The sequence below is a fragment of the Microbacterium sp. Z10_103 genome (assembly GCF_058310455.1).
In genome coordinates, this window is sequence record NZ_JBZEGK010000001.1 from 1,986,930 (window position 1) to 2,001,723 (window position 14,794).

Sequence of the window (14,794 nt, forward strand, 5' to 3'; positions counted from 1 at the left end):
GGGACGCCCGTACCTGCGGTCCGATAACTCGAAAAACGCATCTCAACAACAACTGAAGGAACACAATGATCAACTCGAACAATCTCGGCAGCCTCATCGGCAGCAACGTCATCGACTCGGACGGGGACAAGATCGGAACCATCGGTCAGGTCTACGTCGACACGGACTCGGGTGCGCCCTCGTGGGCGTCGGTCCGCACCGGGCTCTTCGGAATGTCGGAGACCTTCGTTCCCATCGACCAGGCAGAACAGGTCGGCGAGGACTTCCGGGTCCCCTACACCAAGGAGCGCGTCAAGGACGCTCCCCGCATCGACGTCGACGGCGCGCTCGAGCACTCCCAGGAGGACGAGCTGTACGCCTACTACGGCAACGGCTCGACCGGCGGGGCGACCGATTACGACCGCGGGGTCGACACGGACACCACCGTCGGCCACGACACGTCAGGGCCCTCCACGGATGACGCGATGACCCGCTCCGAGGAGCGTCTGCGCGTCGGCACCGAGAAGGTGGAGACCGGTCGTGCGCGTCTGCGGAAGTACATCGTCACCGAGAACGAGACGGTCACCGTCCCGGTCAGCCGTGAAGAGGTGCGGCTCGAGCGTGAGCCGATCACCGACGCGAACGCCGGCGACGCCCTGGCCGGACCCGACATCAGCGAGGAAGAGCACGAGGTCGTTCTCACCGAAGAGCGCCCCGTCATCGCCAAGGAAACCGTCCCGGTCGAGCGGGTCCGCCTCGACAAGGACACCGTCACCGAGAACGAGACGGTCACCGAGCAGGTCCGCAAGGAAGAGATCGAGCTGAACGACGACGCGGCCCGCACGGACCGCAGCTGACGCTGACCGATTCCACACGCCCCCGCGGGAACGACTGCCTACCAAGGTCGCGATCCCCGCGGGGGCGTGTGACGTCCCGGGGCGGGCGCGACCGACCGCCGACATCTCCCAGACGCTCAGCGCCTGCCATACATCGAGCAGCGCGGACTGTGGCGGACATTCCGCACCGCCCGACCCCCGAGTACCGTGGGTCCGCACAGGGTCATGGGCCGTCAGGAGCGGGCTCCGACCGCTTAAAAAGGAGTTCTCGATGAGCGAGCCGACGAGCGGATCAGTCTGGATCTCGCCGGCCGAGTTCCACCGGGCACCCGGCGTCTCCGACTGGCGCGTCACCGGCACAGGCCCGCAGGCCGTCTTCACCGCGACCTCACTCCCCCACGCGGCGAGCCTCATCGCCCCCATCGTCGCCGCAGCGGAGCGATTCAGCATCCTGCCCGACATCGACGTGCGTCCCGAGGCAATCGTCGTCCGCATCCCTCACCGCGGCGACGAGGGCATCCCGGCGGCCGCCCCGGAGTTCGCGGCCGCCGTGTCGCAGGCAGCCGCCGAGCTGCAGCTCACCGCCGACCCGTCGCGCGCGCAGTCGATCGGCATCTACGTCGCCCAGCATTCCCAGGTCGACGTCCGGCCGTTCTTCTTGGCCGTACTGGGCTATGAAGAGCTCGGTGAGACGGATGCCGTCGACCCGCTGCGCTCCGGGCCACAACTGGCGTTCAACCCGATCACCGGCGACTCTCCGGCGCGGGGTCGGACGCACTTCGATGTCTTCGTGCCGGCTGACCAGGCCCAGGCACGAGTGGATGCCGCCCTGGCCGCCGGAGGCAGAATGGCCGACGACTCGTATGCTCCGGCCTGGTGGTCGCTGGCTTCGCCCGACAACCACGGCGTCGACATCGCTTCCTGGACCGACACCGCCAACTGACGGGGTCGCGCCGGGTCAGCGGACCCAGGAGGTGCGGCCGAACCGCTCCCAGCGGTCCACGATCCGAGGCTCGCGCTCACCGTCGGCGGCCGGCTCGACCACCGGCCGGCCGTTGATGAAGACCTGTTCGACCTCTGACTCGATCGCCAGCGGGTCTCCGGACCACACGACGATGTCCGCATCCCGGCCCTCTTCCAGAGCGCCGACGCGCGAGTCCAGTCGGAGGATCGAGGCCGGGTTCACCGTGAGCGCCTCCAGCGCCGTCTGGGCCGGCAGCCCTTCCCGCACGGCGAGGATCGCCTGCAGGCGGATCTGTTCGATGGGGATGACGGGATGGTCGGTCGTGATGGCGACCTTCACGCCGGCCGCCGCGATCAGCGCGAGGTTGCCGATCGCGCGGTCGCGCAACTCGACCTTCGAGCGAGAGGTCAGCATCGGGCCGAAGATGACGGGGATGCCCTTCTCCGCCAGCACATCGGCGATCTTGTGTCCCTCGGTGCCGTGGTTCACGACGAGGTTGTACCCGAACTCCTCGGCGATGCGGATCGCCGTGGCGATGTCGTCGTGGCGGTGGCAGTGCTGGTCCCAGATCAGGTCGCCGTCCAGGACGGCGGCGAGCGTCTCGTCGGTGAGGTTCCGGTCGAAGGGCTCCCCCTTGGTGGCCGACGCCGACCGCTTCTCGGCATAGTTGCGCGCGCTCACGAACGCGTCGCGCAGGACGGCGGCGACGCCGAGCCGCGTGGAGGGCGTCTGCTTCTTGTCCCCGTACACGCGCTTCGGGTTCTCCCCCAGCGCCGACTTGACCGACACGTCAAGGGAGAGCACCTGCTCGTCCACCGTGCGACCACCCCAGGTCTTGATGGCAACGGTGCGTCCGCCGATGGGGTTTCCCGAACCCGGCTTGATGACCGCGGTCGTGACGCCTCCGCGTAGCGCGTCGCGGAAGCCGACCTCTTCGATGTCGATGCCGTCGAGCGCCCGGAACCGCGCGCCGTTCGGGTCGGTCATCTCGTTGGTGTCGTTGCCCGACCAGCCCTCGCCGTCCTCGTGGACGCCCAGGTGGCCGTGCGCCTCGATGAACCCGGGGAGCACCCAGCTGCCGGAGACCTCGACTATCCGCGCGCCCTCCGGAATCGGGGTGTCGGCCCCGCCCACGGCAGAGATCACGCCATCCGTGACGATGACCGTCCCGTTGTCGATCGGGTCGCCCGTTACGGGAACGACGTAGCCACCAGTGAGTGCGAGGTATTCAGTCATCCCTCAACCCTAGGGCGGCCTCGCCGTAGCCTTTGCCGCGGGTAGCCCGCATCCGGTCAGCTGAGCTGCTGCATCCTCGCCAGCCAGTCGGCGACGAGGGCTGAGCAGAGGTCGCGTTGCTCGAAGAGGAGGTTATGACCGGCCGCGTCGAGAGTGGCGAACGTCGCACGCGGGTAGTGGTCGATGTGGCTCCAGGCGTCGACGTAGCCGACGACATCGTCCTGACGACCCGTGACGTGCACGGTCGGCTGAGCGAACGGTTCGGGGTGCGCGTCCTCCGGTTCGCGGTCGAGGGAGTAGCTCTTCGCGATGCGATCGAGCGCAGCCGAGTCGGCGCCGTCGAGGCCCGGCAGGACGTACCGCAGGAACGCGCGCGCGTCGTCGACCGATTCCACCACGGCGTCTTCTCGATACTGTTCGAGCGCTGCCCCGAGGATGGGCTCGATGTCCGGGTCTGTTCTCAACACCGTTCGGGGCGGCACGGTCCGCTCGGCGTGCGGCGCGACGAAGACGCCGGCGAGGGTGGCGAGCCCGAGCACCTGCGAGCGCAGCTCATGCGCGACGTAGCGGGCGATCATCCCGCCGAACGAGTTCCCGAGAACGGCGAAGGGCGCGTCTCCGATCCGAGCCGCCACCTCTTCGGCAACAGCGTCCGCGACCGCCTGGGCGCTGCTCACGGCTCCCGCCGGCGACCCGGTCGCGCCGGGGAGGTCGAGGTAGATCCGTCGCCACTCCCCCGCGCGCTCGAACGCTGGCTCCAACGGGAGCAGGGAACGATGATCCAGACCGAACCCGTGGAGCAGCACCACGGGGATGCCGGAGCCTGTCTCGTGCGCAAACACCAAGCGAGGCTATCGCTCCGGCGTCTCGTCCTGCGGCGCTCCCCCTCGCCTCACCCGCAACCCCACTGGCTCACTCCCGCCCATACGGCAAGCGGTACTCGCAATCGCCCGCTTCCCGATGTCGTCGCAAGGGACGGTCACGGCTCGAGGCTGAACTACGAAACGCCCGGCGGCAGACGGCTAGCGTGATCTTCATGCCCACCCCGTCGAACTTCTCGATGCCCAAGCCCGTGCGCATCACGGGTCGCAGTTCGAGCATCACGAACTCGTTTGTAAACGGCATCATCCCGGTGATCTGGCCCAGCGCGGCGCAGGTCCGCGAAGCGCTGCGCATTCTCGGGATGGATATCGCCGTCTGCGCCTACTGCGGCAACGATGCCACCGAATGGGACCACTTCCGTCCGCTCGTCGTTGCGCAGAAGCCAACCGGCTACATCTCGGAGATCCATAACCTCGTCCCGGCGTGCGGAAAGTGTAATCAGAGCAAGGGGAACAAGCACTGGCGAGACTGGATGCTGAGTACAGCGCGGCTCTCGCCGACGACCCGGGGAGTCGCGGACATCCAGGAGAGGATCGCCCGCCTTGAGGAATTCGCGCGCTGGGGTACGCCCACCAAGGTGGACTTTGAAGCGCTCATCGGCGCCGATCTTTGGGCCCTTCACTGGGAGAATCACCGGGCGGTGCTTGATCTGATGCGGAAGGCCGAGCTCACCGCGGAAGCCATTCGTCACCGAGTCGCTGAGTCACGCTCGGGGGTGCAACCGCCCGTCCCGACCTCGACCCCGTGACGCCTTTGCGGCTTGTCTCGGACAGCCACCCCATCCTCTGCTAGCCTCCTGCCGATTGATTCACTCTGCAATGGTGGGAGCTTCGATGACGACTCCGATCGAAAGTCCCGATGTCCCCGGCGACACCGACGCGGTGCAGGAGGACGCCTCGTGAAGCTTCTCCTCACTTCCGGCGGAATCACGAACGGCAGCATCCGCCAGGCGCTGATCGGTCTCCTGGGCAAACCTCTCAGCGAGAGCAACGCTCTGTTCATCCCGACGGCGCAGTGGGGACACCCGGCATGTAATCCGCTGTCGGTGTGGCGATCCATCGCGAGCGCATGGCCCGACCAGCCCGGCCTGTGCGACCTGGGCTGGAAGTCGGTCGGCGTGCTCGAACTCACCGCGCTGCGGACCATCGGCGAAGACCGCTGGGCGCCCTGGGTCGGCGATGCGGACGTGCTCCTGGTCGACGGCGGCGAAGCGGTCTACCTGGCCCATTGGATGCGGCAGTCCGGGATGGCCGACCTCCTCCCCGCCCTCCGCGACACCGTCTGGGTGGGCGTGAGCGCGGGCAGCATGGTGATGACGCCGCGGATCGGCCGACAGTTCGTCGAGTGGGACCCGACCGGGAGCGATGAGACGCTGGGCGTCGTCGACTTCTCCCTCTTTCCGCATCTCGACTGCCCGGGTTGGTCCAGCAACACGTCCGCCCGAGCCCGGGAGTGGGCGACAGACATCGCGGGGCCGGCCTATGCCATCGACGACCAGACCGCGATCTCCGTCGTCGACGGCGCCGTCGAGATCGTCTCCGAGGGTCACTGGGAACTCCTCAATCCCGCCTGATGAAACGCGGGCCGCGGGGTCAGCTCAGCCGATCGGGCCGGTCGAAGACCGCGGAATGAGGGTCGGCAGAAAGCGGCGCAGCAGGTCGCCCTCGGCGTGGTTCTCGGTGATGAGCTGATCCATCGCCGACGCGGCGATCTGATCGAAGGGCACGCGCACTGAGGTGAGCGGCACAGGCAGCTGCGCCGCCAGCGGGATGTCGTTGTACCCGACGACGGAGAGGTCTCGCCCGATGACGAGACCGAGACTGGATGCGGCGGTGATGACGCCGATCGCGAGGTTGTCGTTCGCGGCGAAGATGGCGGTGGGCCGGTCGGATGCCTCGAGCATCGCCCGGCCGGCGGAGACCCCGGAATCCACGCCGTACCCGCGGGAAAGGACGCGGTCGCTGGGCAGTGGCGTGCCCGCCTCGTCGAGGGCCTGGCGAGCGCCGGCCAGGCGGTCCTGAGCACTGGACGTGAACGACGGTCCGGTGATGACGCCGATGTCGCGATGGCCGAGGTCGACGAGATGACGCGCCGCGAAATACCCACCGGCCGCGTCATCGCCCAGTGACGACGGGCTCAGCCCGTCGGTGCGGAGAACCAGGGCATGACGGATGCCGCGGTCTCGCAGCGACGCGGGCAAGGCGTCGTCGATGCGGGCTGTGGCGAGGATGAGCCCGTCCACTCCGCGATCGAGGAGGCGCTCGGTGGCTTGACGTTCCTCCTCCGGGTCATCCCCGCAGGTGGCGACGACGGCGAAGTAGCCGCGTGCGCGGGCGGTGCGCTCGATCGCCTCGAACATCAGCGCCATGACGGTGTCGGCCAGCCGTGGCACGAGGGCGCCGATCGTCCCTGTCTCCCCTCGCCGCAGGCTCGACGCGTAGATATTGCGCCGGTAACCGAGCTCATCCGCGACCTGTCGCACCCTCTCGGCGGTCGCTGACCGGGATGCGCGGGTGCGCTCGTCCAGCACCCGGCTGACCGTGGAAATGCTGACTCCGGCCGCAACGGCGACATCACGCAGCGTCACCACCTGCGTGTCGATGCGGTCGTTCATCAGGCCTCCGTCGCGGCGAGTCTATCCAGCCGGACAGATCCGGCTCTTGACATCGCACCTGTGTCCGATCATACTTGCAAACGTTCTTGCAAACGTTCCCGCTAACGTTCTCGCTCGAATTGCCCCTACCGGAACTGCTCACAAAGGAGCCAGCGATGTCCCTCAACCTGCGCGGTCTGAACCCCGCCCCCGTCACCCCGTTCACCACCGATGGCGAGGTCGACTATGACGCCATCCAGCGCCTCGGCTCCTGGCTCGGCTCGATCGACGGCGTGAAGAGCCTCGTCGTCCTCGGCCACGCCGGAGAAGGCACGTTCCTCACCGAGGACGAGCAGCTCGACGTGATCCGCGCGTTCGTCGCGTCGACCGACGGCCGCGTGCCCGTCATCGCCGGGATCACGAAGGAAGGAAACAAGACAGCCGCGCTCGAGGCGAAGATGGCCGCCCAGGCCGGCGCCGTTGCGGGTCTGGTCTATCCGTCTCACGGGTGGCTGCGTTTCGGATATCAGGACGGTGCGCCGCAGTCCCGATACAGCGAGATCTACGAGGAGTCGGGCCTGCCGCTCATCCTCTTCCAGTACCCCGACAACACCAAAGCGTCGTACAACCTCGACACCCAGCTCGAGATCGCCGGGCAGGACGGCGTGTTCGCCACCAAGAACGGTGTGCGGAACATGCGCCGCTGGTACACCGAGATCCCGGCGCTGCGTGCCGCCTACCCCGACCTGCAGATCCTCTCCTGCCACGACGAGTACCTGCTCCCGACGATGTTCGACGTCGACGGCCTGCTCGTCGGCTACGGCAACATCGCCCCGGAGGCTCTCATCGAGCTCATCGATGCCGGCAAGGCGCAGGACTACCCGCGCGCCCACGCCATCCACGAGCGGCTCCTCCCGGTGACCAAGAACGTCTACCACCGCGGATCTCACATGGAGGGCACCGTCGCGCTCAAGTGGGGGCTGGTGAACCGGGGCATCCTCGACCACGCCACCGTGCGCACACCACTCCTGCCGCTGCCCGACGGTGCAGAGGCCGAGATCGCCGCCGCTTTCGCGTCGGCCGGTCTCGAAAAGGTCACTGTCCCGGCCTAACGGATAGGCGGGGGCGGCATCCCACCGCCGCCCCCGCCTGGTGGTCTCCACCTCCCGGCGCCGCACAGCGGCACCTCAGTCAACGAAGACTTCGCGGCAACGGTGCCGCGCACCCCGACGAAGGAATACGATCATGACCGGTCGCACGACACCTCGCCACACCACGACCACTCCGGGGACCGGCCACGGCCGTGTTTCCACTGACACGATAAAGAGCATCGTCAACGCCCGCCGCACGCGCCGCTCCTTCTGGCAGCAGCTCACCCTCATCGGCCCCGCATTCGTGGCCGGTGCGTGGCAGTTCGGCCCGGGCAACCTCACCACCGCCGTGCAGGCGGGGAGCGGCTATCAGTACGCGCTCATCTGGGTGATCGTCGTCTCGACCATCCTGATGATCTTCCTCACGGACATGTGCGTCCGATTGGGCATCAAATCGCCCGTGTCGTTGATCAGCTCCATCAAAGACCACCTCGGAACATGGGTGGGCGTGGTCGCCGGTATCGGTATCTTCCTCATCACACTGTGCTTCTCCGTCGGTAACGCGGTGGGATCGGGCCTCGGGCTGTCCATGCTGTTCGGGGGAAACCCGGTCATGTGGACCGTCATCTGCACCGTCGCCGTTGCGGGGCTCCTCCTGCTCCGCAACGTCTATCGCGTGATCGAGAAGGTGCTCGTCGTCATCGTCGGCCTGATGGCGGTGGCGTTCGTGGTCTCGGCGTTCATTTCCAACCCTGACTGGGCGGCTGCCGGCACCGGCCTGATCCCCACCGTGCCCGACGGATCGTGGCTGCTCATCGTCGCGCTCGTGGGAACCAACTTCTCGATCAACGCCGCGTTCTACACGTCCTACGGGACGAAGGAGCGCAACCGGACGGAAGGCGACTACCGCGACGTCACCATCGTGGACACCATCCCCGGCATCGTCGCCCCCGGCGTCATGACCGCGCTCGTCATCGTGGTCGCCGCCTCGGTCCTCGGCAACACGGGAGAAGCCGCGCCGACCATCGTCGCTCTCGCGGGCATCTTCGAACCCCTCGCCGGACCTGTCGGGTCCACCGTCTTCGCGCTCGGATTCTTCGGGGCGGCGTTCTCCTCGATGATCGCGAACGCCACCGCAGGAGGCACGATGCTCTCCGACGGTCTCGGCCGAGGTTCCTCGTCCAGTTCACGGACAGCGAAGATCGTCAGCGCCAGCATCCTGGCCTTCGGAATCATCGTGACGCTGATCTTCCAGACCTCGCCGATCCAGCTCATCGTCATCGCACAGGCGTTCACGATCTTCGTCGCTCCGATCCTCGCCGCGCTCATCATCGTGATGGCCAACCGGCGGTCGCTCATGGGAGACATGCGAAACCGCTGGTGGCAGAACGTCCTCGGCATCATCGGCCTCGTCGCCGTCCTCGCCCTGTCAGTGCGCTTGCTGTTCACCCTGATCGGCGGGTAACCGCACCGGCGTCGCGCAGACGCAACCCCCTCGGGCGCCATGCCCCCACCGGTCAGGGTGGGGGCATGGCCGCTGCACGCCTCCACGCTTTCCGCCGCGGGGACCTCATCTTCGATGTGTCGGACACCGGGCTTATCGACGGGCCGGTGGTCGTCCTGCTGCACGGGTTTCCCGGGTCGCGTCACACCTGGGACTCCGTGACACCGCTGCTGGAGGCCGGCGGCGCTCGCATCCTCGCTTTCGACCAGCGCGGGTATTCGCCACGAGCGCGACCACGCCGGCGCCGCGACTACCGCGCCGTCGATGTCACGGGCGATGTGCTCGCGCTGCTCGACGCGCTCGGCAGGCAGCGTGTGCACGTGGTCGGCCACGACTGGGGCGGATTCGTCGCCTGGCGCGTCGCGGCCGTCGCTCCCGAGCGGCTGACCGGCATCACGGTGCTGTCCACGCCGCATCCCCGCGCCCTGCTCCGCTCGCTGCTGTCTTCGGCCCAGGGCCTGCGCTCGCTCTACATCGCCTTCTTCCAGCTGCCGTGGCTGCCCGAGGCGCTACTGCGGCCGCGCCTGGCCCGCCTGCTGCGCGCATCCGGTCTCCCCGCCCCGATCGCGGACGAGTATCAGCGGTTCCTCTCCGCCCCTCGTGCGCTTCGTTCCGCCTTGCACTGGTACCGCGGGATGTGGCTGCCTGACCGACGCGGATCGCGCGCCGCTCGGGCGCCGGTCACCGTGGACACGACGTACGTGTGGGGGAACAGGGACCAGGCACTCGGGCGCCGTGCCGCGCAGTTGACCCGACGTTATGTGCGCGGCGGCTACCGCTTCGTCGAACTGGACGAGGGTCATTGGCTCCCCGAACGCGCGGCGCCGCGGGTGGCTCAGGAAGTCCTCTCGGCGCTCGCCCGCAACGCTGCGGCGGTCAATCCTGCGGCGGTCGACGGAGCCGTTTGACGTCGGTGCGCTGCTTCTTCGCGGTCAGCCGTCGTTCCTTGGCGCCCCGCGTGGGTTTCGTCGGCCGCCGGGACGGCGCCGGCGGCCGCAGCGCGTCAGCCACGATCGCGGCGAGCCGAGTGCGCGCGGCATCCCGGTTGCGCACTTGTGCGCGGTGTTCGGATGCGGTGATCGTCAGCACCCCGTCGACAAGACGCCCGCGCAGCCGCTCGAGAACTCGTTCGCGCTGAACCGGCGAGAGGACGGCCGAGCCCGCCACATCCCATCCGAGCTCCACTCGCGAGTCGGCCGTGTTCACGCCTTGCCCGCCGGGACCGGACGACCGCGAGAACCGCCAGGTCAGCTCGGACTCGGGGATCGTGACGCTCGCGTTCACCCGGAGTCCGGGACGGGGAGCGGCAGGCATGGACCCATCATCCTCCGGCGCGGTCACTCCCCCGGATAACGGAGACCGATGGTCTCCCTGACGGCATCCATCGTCCCCATGACCGCCACCGAATCAGCGGGCGTGATCAGCGGGCTTCCCGGAACACCTTCCCGGACGAGCCGCTCCAGCTCCGCGGCCTGGAACTGCATCCCACGCCCCGACACGGGGGCGTCGTACACCTCCACGAGTTCATTCCGCTCGTCGTAGAGCGACACCGTGGTCGGCTGGTACCAGGTGTCGGCCAGTTCCAGGCGTCCCTTCGTCCCGACGATGGTTGCGCGGTTCGGCCCGCGCGCTTCCAGCGACGAGAACGAAGTGGAGATCGCACCGTTCCGGTGGGTGAAGATCGTCGCGACCGACGCGTCGACACCGGTGCGGGTGAAAGTGGCGCGCGCAGCGATATCGACGGGAACACCGAGGATGTCATGCGCGAACGAGATCGGGTAGACGCCGAGGTCGAGGAGGGCACCACCGGCGAGCGCAGGATTATTGAGTCGGTGGCTCTCGTCACGAGGCAGACTCTGAGCGTGATCGGCGTGGAGATGCCGGATGTCACCGAGTCGGCCCGCCGCGATGGTGTCGCGCACATGAGCCATGTGCGGCAGAAATCGCGTCCACATGGCCTCGAGGACCACGAGCCCCTTTCGGGCAGCCAGCTCGGTGACCGCCGTCGCTTCCGCCTGGGTGAGCGTGAACGACTTCTCGACGAGGACGTGCTTGCCGTGCTCGAGAGCGAGCGTGGCATTCTGCGCGTGAAAATTGTGCGGAGTGGCGACGTAGATGACGTCGATCCCCGGGTCGGCGGCCAGCTCTTCGTAGGATCCGTACGCGCGGGGAATGCCGTATCTCGCCGCGAAGGCTTCGGCGGACGGGAGCGAACGCGATCCGACCGCCGTCACGCGATGCCCATGCGTGAGGAGGTCTCGCGTGAATGCGCCGGCGATCCCCCCGGTGGCGAGGATGCCCCAGCCGAGGGCGCCGTCGGAGCGCGGGAACGGCTCCATCACTCGCCTGCCGCCGGCCGGTAGTCCAGCACCACCTGAAGTGCGCTCTCCGGTGACGTGTCGAGCATTTCAAAGGCAGCAGGAGCGTCTTCCGCCGGGAGCGTGTGCGTGATGAGTGACGTCAGGTCGAGACGCCCCTCGCGCGCGAGCTCGAGCGCGGTGGTCGACATTCGCAGCTCGTTCCAGCGGTGCTGCAGAGCGGGTGCCACGCCGGAGATCTGAGACCCGATGATCGAGATGCGGTTGTGGTGGAACTCCTCGCCGAGCCGCACCGGGGTCGCACTGCCCTGGAAGAAGCCTCCGACGACGACCCGGGAACTGTACGCCGCCGTGCGGACCGCCTCCTGCAACGCGTGGTAGCTGCCGCTCATCTCGATCACGACGTCCGCCCCGCGATTGCCCGTGACCTCACGGACCCTTTCGGCCACGTTGTCGGCCACGGGGTCAAGCGTCAGCGAGGCGCCGAGGCGTTCGGCCAGTTCCCGGCGACCCGGGATGAGGTCGACGCTGATAACCCGCGCCCCGTTGAGGCGGGCGAGCTGAGCCACGATCTGTCCGGGTACGCCCGTGCCGAAGACGACGACCGTCTCGCCGACGTGGATATCCGCGTCGAGCACCGCGTTCAGTCCGATCGCCCCGATCTTCGCGAAGATCCCGACGACGGGGTCGAGCCCGTCCGGCAGGAGGCGTTCCAGAACCCACGGCGCGGGGCGGACCACCGAGGAACGGTGACCCCACGTTCCCCAAACGAGAGAGCCGACGAGCCCGGGGTCGAGCCCTTCGCCGACCTCGGTCACCGACCCGACCTCTTCATAACCCCAGGCATCCAGGGGGTAGGCGTGCGTCGAGTCGCCCGGCACGAACAGCCGGCGTTCCGCATCCCACTCGCTGCTGAGATACGGGTTGCTCCCGCGATACGCCGTGAGTTCGGTGCCGGCGGAGATGCCGGAGTACAGAGTCTGCAGGCGGACTTCGCCGGCGCCGAGCGGGGCTTCTTCGAAGTCGACGACCTCGGCCACTCGTGGCGACGTGAAACGAACCAAGCGTCCCATGTTCACTTCCTTTCAACGGTGCGGGATGCGGGAGCGCCGGTGCCGTCGATTGCGACGAGGCGGAACAGCAGCGCCTGCTCGGGATACAGCATGGGGCCCTGGAGGCCGATGGTTCGCAGGACCCCGCCCGAGACGGTCGCGGGGGCACTCCACCAGGATGGCGGTCCGCCCGCCACACGGGTGAGCGCCGAGGCGGAGAGCTCGATCGGCTCGATGCGGTAGAACGCTTCGTCGCGGAGGCCGGGGATCCGGATGCGGCCGGGGTGCACGCCTACCGTCGTGCCGAGCGCGACGAAGGAGATGAGAGCCCGATCGCGGTCGGGCGAGACGTAGCCGTGGGCCCAGTACGCATCGTCCGGATAATCGCTGTGTACCGCGGTGCCGGTGTGGATGAGGTGGCGCTCGGATTTGTAGAGCTCGACCCAGGCCGCCAGCTCCTCCAGTTCGGACGGGGAGGCGTCCCGCAGGTCCCACTCGATGCCGAAGTGACCGAACACCGCCGTGGCCGCGCGGAACGCAAGCGAATGCGTGCGGTGGGTCGTATGCGCAGTCGGCGCGCCGACGTGCGAGCCGACGAGCTCCGGAGGCAGGAGGAGCCCCGTCCAGCGCTGGATCTGCTGGCGCTCGAGGGCATCGATGCAGTCGCTCGCCCACACCCGCTGCGTGCGCTCGAGAACGGCGAGGTCCACGCGCCCGCCTCCGGAGGAGCACGACTCGATTTCCAGTCCCGGGTGCCTCCGGTGCAGCTCGTCCATCAGCGCGTAGGTCGCCAGCGTCTGCGCGTGCACCCGCGGAGCGCCCGTCGCCCGGTCGCCGGCTTCGACGAGATCGCGGTTGTGGTCCCACTTGATGTAGTCGATGGAGTACTCCTCCACGAGGGAGCTCATCGACTCCAGGATGTAGTCGAACGCCTCGGGGATGGTGAGGTTGAGCACCTGCTGCGAGCGCCCGGCGATCGGCAGGCGCTCGCCCGGGGCGAGAATCCACTCGGGGTGGGCGCGAGCGACATCCGAATCCTCGTTGATCATCTCGGGCTCAAACCACAGGCCGAACTGCATCCCGAGCGAGCGCACGACGTCGACGAGAGGACCCAATCCGTCCGGCCACACGTCGCGCGCGACCTGCCAATCGCCGAGACCGGCGCGATCGTGGCGGCGGTGGGTGAACCAGCCGTCGTCGAGGACGAAGCGCTCGACCCCCACTCGGGCGGCCAGCTCGGCGAGCTGCGTGAGGGAGGCCAGGTCCTGGTCGAAGTACACCGCTTCCCACGTGTTGAGGACGACGGGTCGGGGAGTCGTGGGGTGCGATTGCCTGCCGCGGAGATGCTCATGGAATGCCTGGGCGATCCGGTCGAGCCCTACTCCGTAGGCGCCGTACACGAACGGGGATGAGTAGGACTCCCCCGGCTCCAGGATGATCTCCCCCGGGAGCAGGAGTTCGCCGGCGCCGAGCACCCGCGCGCCGGTGAGGCCGAGTTCCGCGAAGGTGGCGTGGTTGCCGCTCCACGCAGTGTGAACGGCCCATACCTCGCCCGAGCGGAAGCCGAACCCGGGTGTGCCGGCGGCCAGGAGGATGCTGGCGTCGGAGCCCGTGCGGCCTCGCCGACCCTCACGGAGGTGCGTCCCGCCGACGAAGGGATGTCTTTGCGGTGTGCGCTCGCGGAGGTGGCGCCCGGTGAAGTCCAGGATCTCGGCTGCTTCGGCGGGAACGGGGAGCACCACCCGCAGCGCGTTGACGTGATAGTTGCTGCGCTGCGCGGTGTTCGTCACGCTTGCGGCGACACGGATCAGCCCCGTGGACAGCATCTCGATCGTGGTGGTGACACGCAGCTGTGCAGCGAGGTCCTCTGCATCCACGATGAGGGTCTGCGCTCCCCCGCTCGAGTCGTCGAGGCGCCACTCGCTGAGGTGGAAGGCGGACGAGAAGCTCGTTCCGTTCCGATGGCCTTCCAGACCCGGGGTTCCCATCCATCCCGCAGACTGCTCCGGAAGCACGCTGGGCGATTTGCGCACCTCCAGCAGGTCGGCACCGCCCTGCGTGTCGCCCAGCGAGGCAAGGAAGGCGGCATCGTCGGAGGTCGAGGCGACCGAGGGTCCCCAGTGCAGGATTCGCGGGATGCCGCCGGACACATCGACCATCAGGGACGTGTCGCCGGCTGCGAGGACGACCGGCCCGGCTGCCTCTTTCGCCCTCGGTACACTCATCCGAACTCCTTTGTCACGCACTTCATATTTCGGACCGAAACTAATAAAGTCAAGCATGGCACAGATGCCCCACACGCCTTCGGTCGCCGTCGACCGCCCGCGCGACGCCTCCTC

Annotated in this window: 14 protein-coding genes; 7 read left to right on the forward strand and 7 right to left on the reverse strand. The window is 68.1% G+C overall.

The genetic code is table 11. The features are described 5' to 3' along the window. Nucleotides 1–65: 65 nt before the first annotated feature. Together AC4FS2_RS09630 and AC4FS2_RS09635 are read left to right on the forward strand one after the other, a co-directional pair. Nucleotides 66–836 (forward strand): DUF2382 domain-containing protein, encoded by a 771-nt coding sequence (locus AC4FS2_RS09630; RefSeq protein WP_491151787.1) that lies wholly within the window; start codon nt 66–68, stop codon nt 834–836. A gap of 250 nt (nt 837–1,086) precedes the next feature. Continuing rightward, on the forward strand, nt 1,087–1,758 hold the full coding sequence (locus AC4FS2_RS09635; RefSeq protein WP_491151785.1) for a VOC family protein: 672 nt from the start codon (nt 1,087–1,089) through the stop codon (nt 1,756–1,758). A 15-nt stretch (nt 1,759–1,773) separates the two neighbouring features. Here the strand turns inward: AC4FS2_RS09635 and AC4FS2_RS09640 are convergent, their stop codons facing one another. Together AC4FS2_RS09640 and AC4FS2_RS09645 are read right to left on the reverse strand one after the other, a co-directional pair. Continuing rightward, on the reverse strand, nt 1,774–3,015 hold the full coding sequence (locus AC4FS2_RS09640) for an amidohydrolase (RefSeq protein ID WP_491151784.1): 1,242 nt from the start codon (nt 3,013–3,015) through the stop codon (nt 1,774–1,776). Nucleotides 3,016–3,071: 56 nt separating this feature from the next. Further along, complete coding sequence (locus tag AC4FS2_RS09645; RefSeq protein ID WP_491151782.1) at nt 3,072–3,857, reverse strand: alpha/beta fold hydrolase; 786 nt, start codon at nt 3,855–3,857, stop codon at nt 3,072–3,074. A 194-nt stretch (nt 3,858–4,051) separates the two neighbouring features. On the opposite strand from AC4FS2_RS09645, the gene AC4FS2_RS09650 reads away from it, so the two are divergent. Continuing rightward, nucleotides 4,052–4,645 (forward strand): HNH endonuclease signature motif containing protein, encoded by a 594-nt coding sequence (locus AC4FS2_RS09650; RefSeq protein ID WP_491151781.1) that lies wholly within the window; start codon nt 4,052–4,054, stop codon nt 4,643–4,645. Between the two features lie 150 nt (nt 4,646–4,795). Further along, nucleotides 4,796–5,470, forward strand: a complete 675-nt coding sequence (locus AC4FS2_RS09655; protein WP_491151779.1) for a Type 1 glutamine amidotransferase-like domain-containing protein — start codon at nt 4,796–4,798, stop codon at nt 5,468–5,470. 24 nt (nt 5,471–5,494) lie between these two features. On the opposite strand, the gene AC4FS2_RS09660 is transcribed toward AC4FS2_RS09655, so the two are convergent. Further along, nucleotides 5,495–6,511 (reverse strand): LacI family DNA-binding transcriptional regulator, encoded by a 1,017-nt coding sequence (locus tag AC4FS2_RS09660; protein WP_491151777.1) that lies wholly within the window; start codon nt 6,509–6,511, stop codon nt 5,495–5,497. Between the two features lie 155 nt (nt 6,512–6,666). Between AC4FS2_RS09660 and AC4FS2_RS09665 the strand changes: the two genes are divergently transcribed. From AC4FS2_RS09665 to AC4FS2_RS09675, 3 genes are all read left to right on the forward strand, one after another. Beyond that, a complete protein-coding gene (locus AC4FS2_RS09665; protein ID WP_491151775.1) occupies nt 6,667–7,602 on the forward strand; it encodes a dihydrodipicolinate synthase family protein in 936 nt (311 codons plus the stop codon). 133 nt (nt 7,603–7,735) lie between these two features. Continuing rightward, nucleotides 7,736–9,046, forward strand: coding sequence for an Nramp family divalent metal transporter (locus AC4FS2_RS09670; protein WP_491151773.1), 1,311 nt, complete (start codon nt 7,736–7,738; stop codon nt 9,044–9,046). 65 nt (nt 9,047–9,111) lie between these two features. After that, the gene (locus tag AC4FS2_RS09675; protein ID WP_491151771.1) at nt 9,112–9,993 is read left to right on the forward strand and encodes an alpha/beta fold hydrolase; all 882 of its coding nucleotides are present in this window, start codon (nt 9,112–9,114) and stop codon (nt 9,991–9,993) included. On the opposite strand, the gene arfB is transcribed toward AC4FS2_RS09675, so the two are convergent. The 4 genes from arfB to AC4FS2_RS09695 are packed head-to-tail and all read right to left on the reverse strand — an operon-like array spanning nt 9,962 to nt 14,680. Further along, nucleotides 9,962–10,399, reverse strand: coding sequence for an alternative ribosome rescue aminoacyl-tRNA hydrolase ArfB (gene arfB, locus AC4FS2_RS09680; RefSeq protein WP_491151769.1), 438 nt, complete (start codon nt 10,397–10,399; stop codon nt 9,962–9,964). The two genes, AC4FS2_RS09675 and arfB, sit on opposite strands and share 32 nt — an antisense overlap. 23 nt (nt 10,400–10,422) lie before the next feature. Next, a complete protein-coding gene (locus AC4FS2_RS09685) occupies nt 10,423–11,424 on the reverse strand; it encodes a Gfo/Idh/MocA family protein (protein ID WP_491151767.1) in 1,002 nt (333 codons plus the stop codon). Continuing rightward, nucleotides 11,424–12,476, reverse strand: coding sequence for a zinc-dependent alcohol dehydrogenase (locus AC4FS2_RS09690; protein WP_491151765.1), 1,053 nt, complete (start codon nt 12,474–12,476; stop codon nt 11,424–11,426). The genes AC4FS2_RS09685 and AC4FS2_RS09690 overlap by 1 nt, the downstream gene beginning before the upstream one ends. Nucleotides 12,477–12,478: 2 nt before the next feature. Further along, complete coding sequence (locus AC4FS2_RS09695) at nt 12,479–14,680, reverse strand: alpha-galactosidase (RefSeq protein WP_491177098.1); 2,202 nt, start codon at nt 14,678–14,680, stop codon at nt 12,479–12,481. Nucleotides 14,681–14,794: the final 114 nt, after the last annotated feature.

Excerpts from the sequence above, each read along its gene's own strand:
- AC4FS2_RS09630 (WP_491151787.1), top strand. The coding sequence starts at position 66 with ATGATCAACTCGAACAATCTCGGCAGCCTCATCGGCAGCAACGTCATC.
- AC4FS2_RS09635 (WP_491151785.1), top strand. The coding sequence starts at position 1,087 with ATGAGCGAGCCGACGAGCGGATCAGTCTGGATCTCGCCGGCCGAGTTC.
- AC4FS2_RS09640 (WP_491151784.1), bottom strand. The coding sequence starts at position 3,015 with ATGACTGAATACCTCGCACTCACTGGTGGCTACGTCGTTCCCGTAACG.
- AC4FS2_RS09650 (WP_491151781.1), top strand. The coding sequence starts at position 4,052 with ATGCCCACCCCGTCGAACTTCTCGATGCCCAAGCCCGTGCGCATCACG.
- AC4FS2_RS09660 (WP_491151777.1), bottom strand. The coding sequence starts at position 6,511 with ATGAACGACCGCATCGACACGCAGGTGGTGACGCTGCGTGATGTCGCC.
- AC4FS2_RS09665 (WP_491151775.1), top strand. The coding sequence starts at position 6,667 with ATGTCCCTCAACCTGCGCGGTCTGAACCCCGCCCCCGTCACCCCGTTC.
- AC4FS2_RS09670 (WP_491151773.1), top strand. The coding sequence starts at position 7,736 with ATGACCGGTCGCACGACACCTCGCCACACCACGACCACTCCGGGGACC.
- AC4FS2_RS09675 (WP_491151771.1), top strand. The coding sequence starts at position 9,112 with ATGGCCGCTGCACGCCTCCACGCTTTCCGCCGCGGGGACCTCATCTTC.
- arfB (WP_491151769.1), bottom strand. The coding sequence starts at position 10,399 with ATGCCTGCCGCTCCCCGTCCCGGACTCCGGGTGAACGCGAGCGTCACG.
- AC4FS2_RS09685 (WP_491151767.1), bottom strand. The coding sequence starts at position 11,424 with ATGGAGCCGTTCCCGCGCTCCGACGGCGCCCTCGGCTGGGGCATCCTC.
- AC4FS2_RS09690 (WP_491151765.1), bottom strand. The coding sequence starts at position 12,476 with ATGGGACGCTTGGTTCGTTTCACGTCGCCACGAGTGGCCGAGGTCGTC.
- AC4FS2_RS09695 (WP_491177098.1), bottom strand. The coding sequence starts at position 14,680 with ATGAGTGTACCGAGGGCGAAAGAGGCAGCCGGGCCGGTCGTCCTCGCA.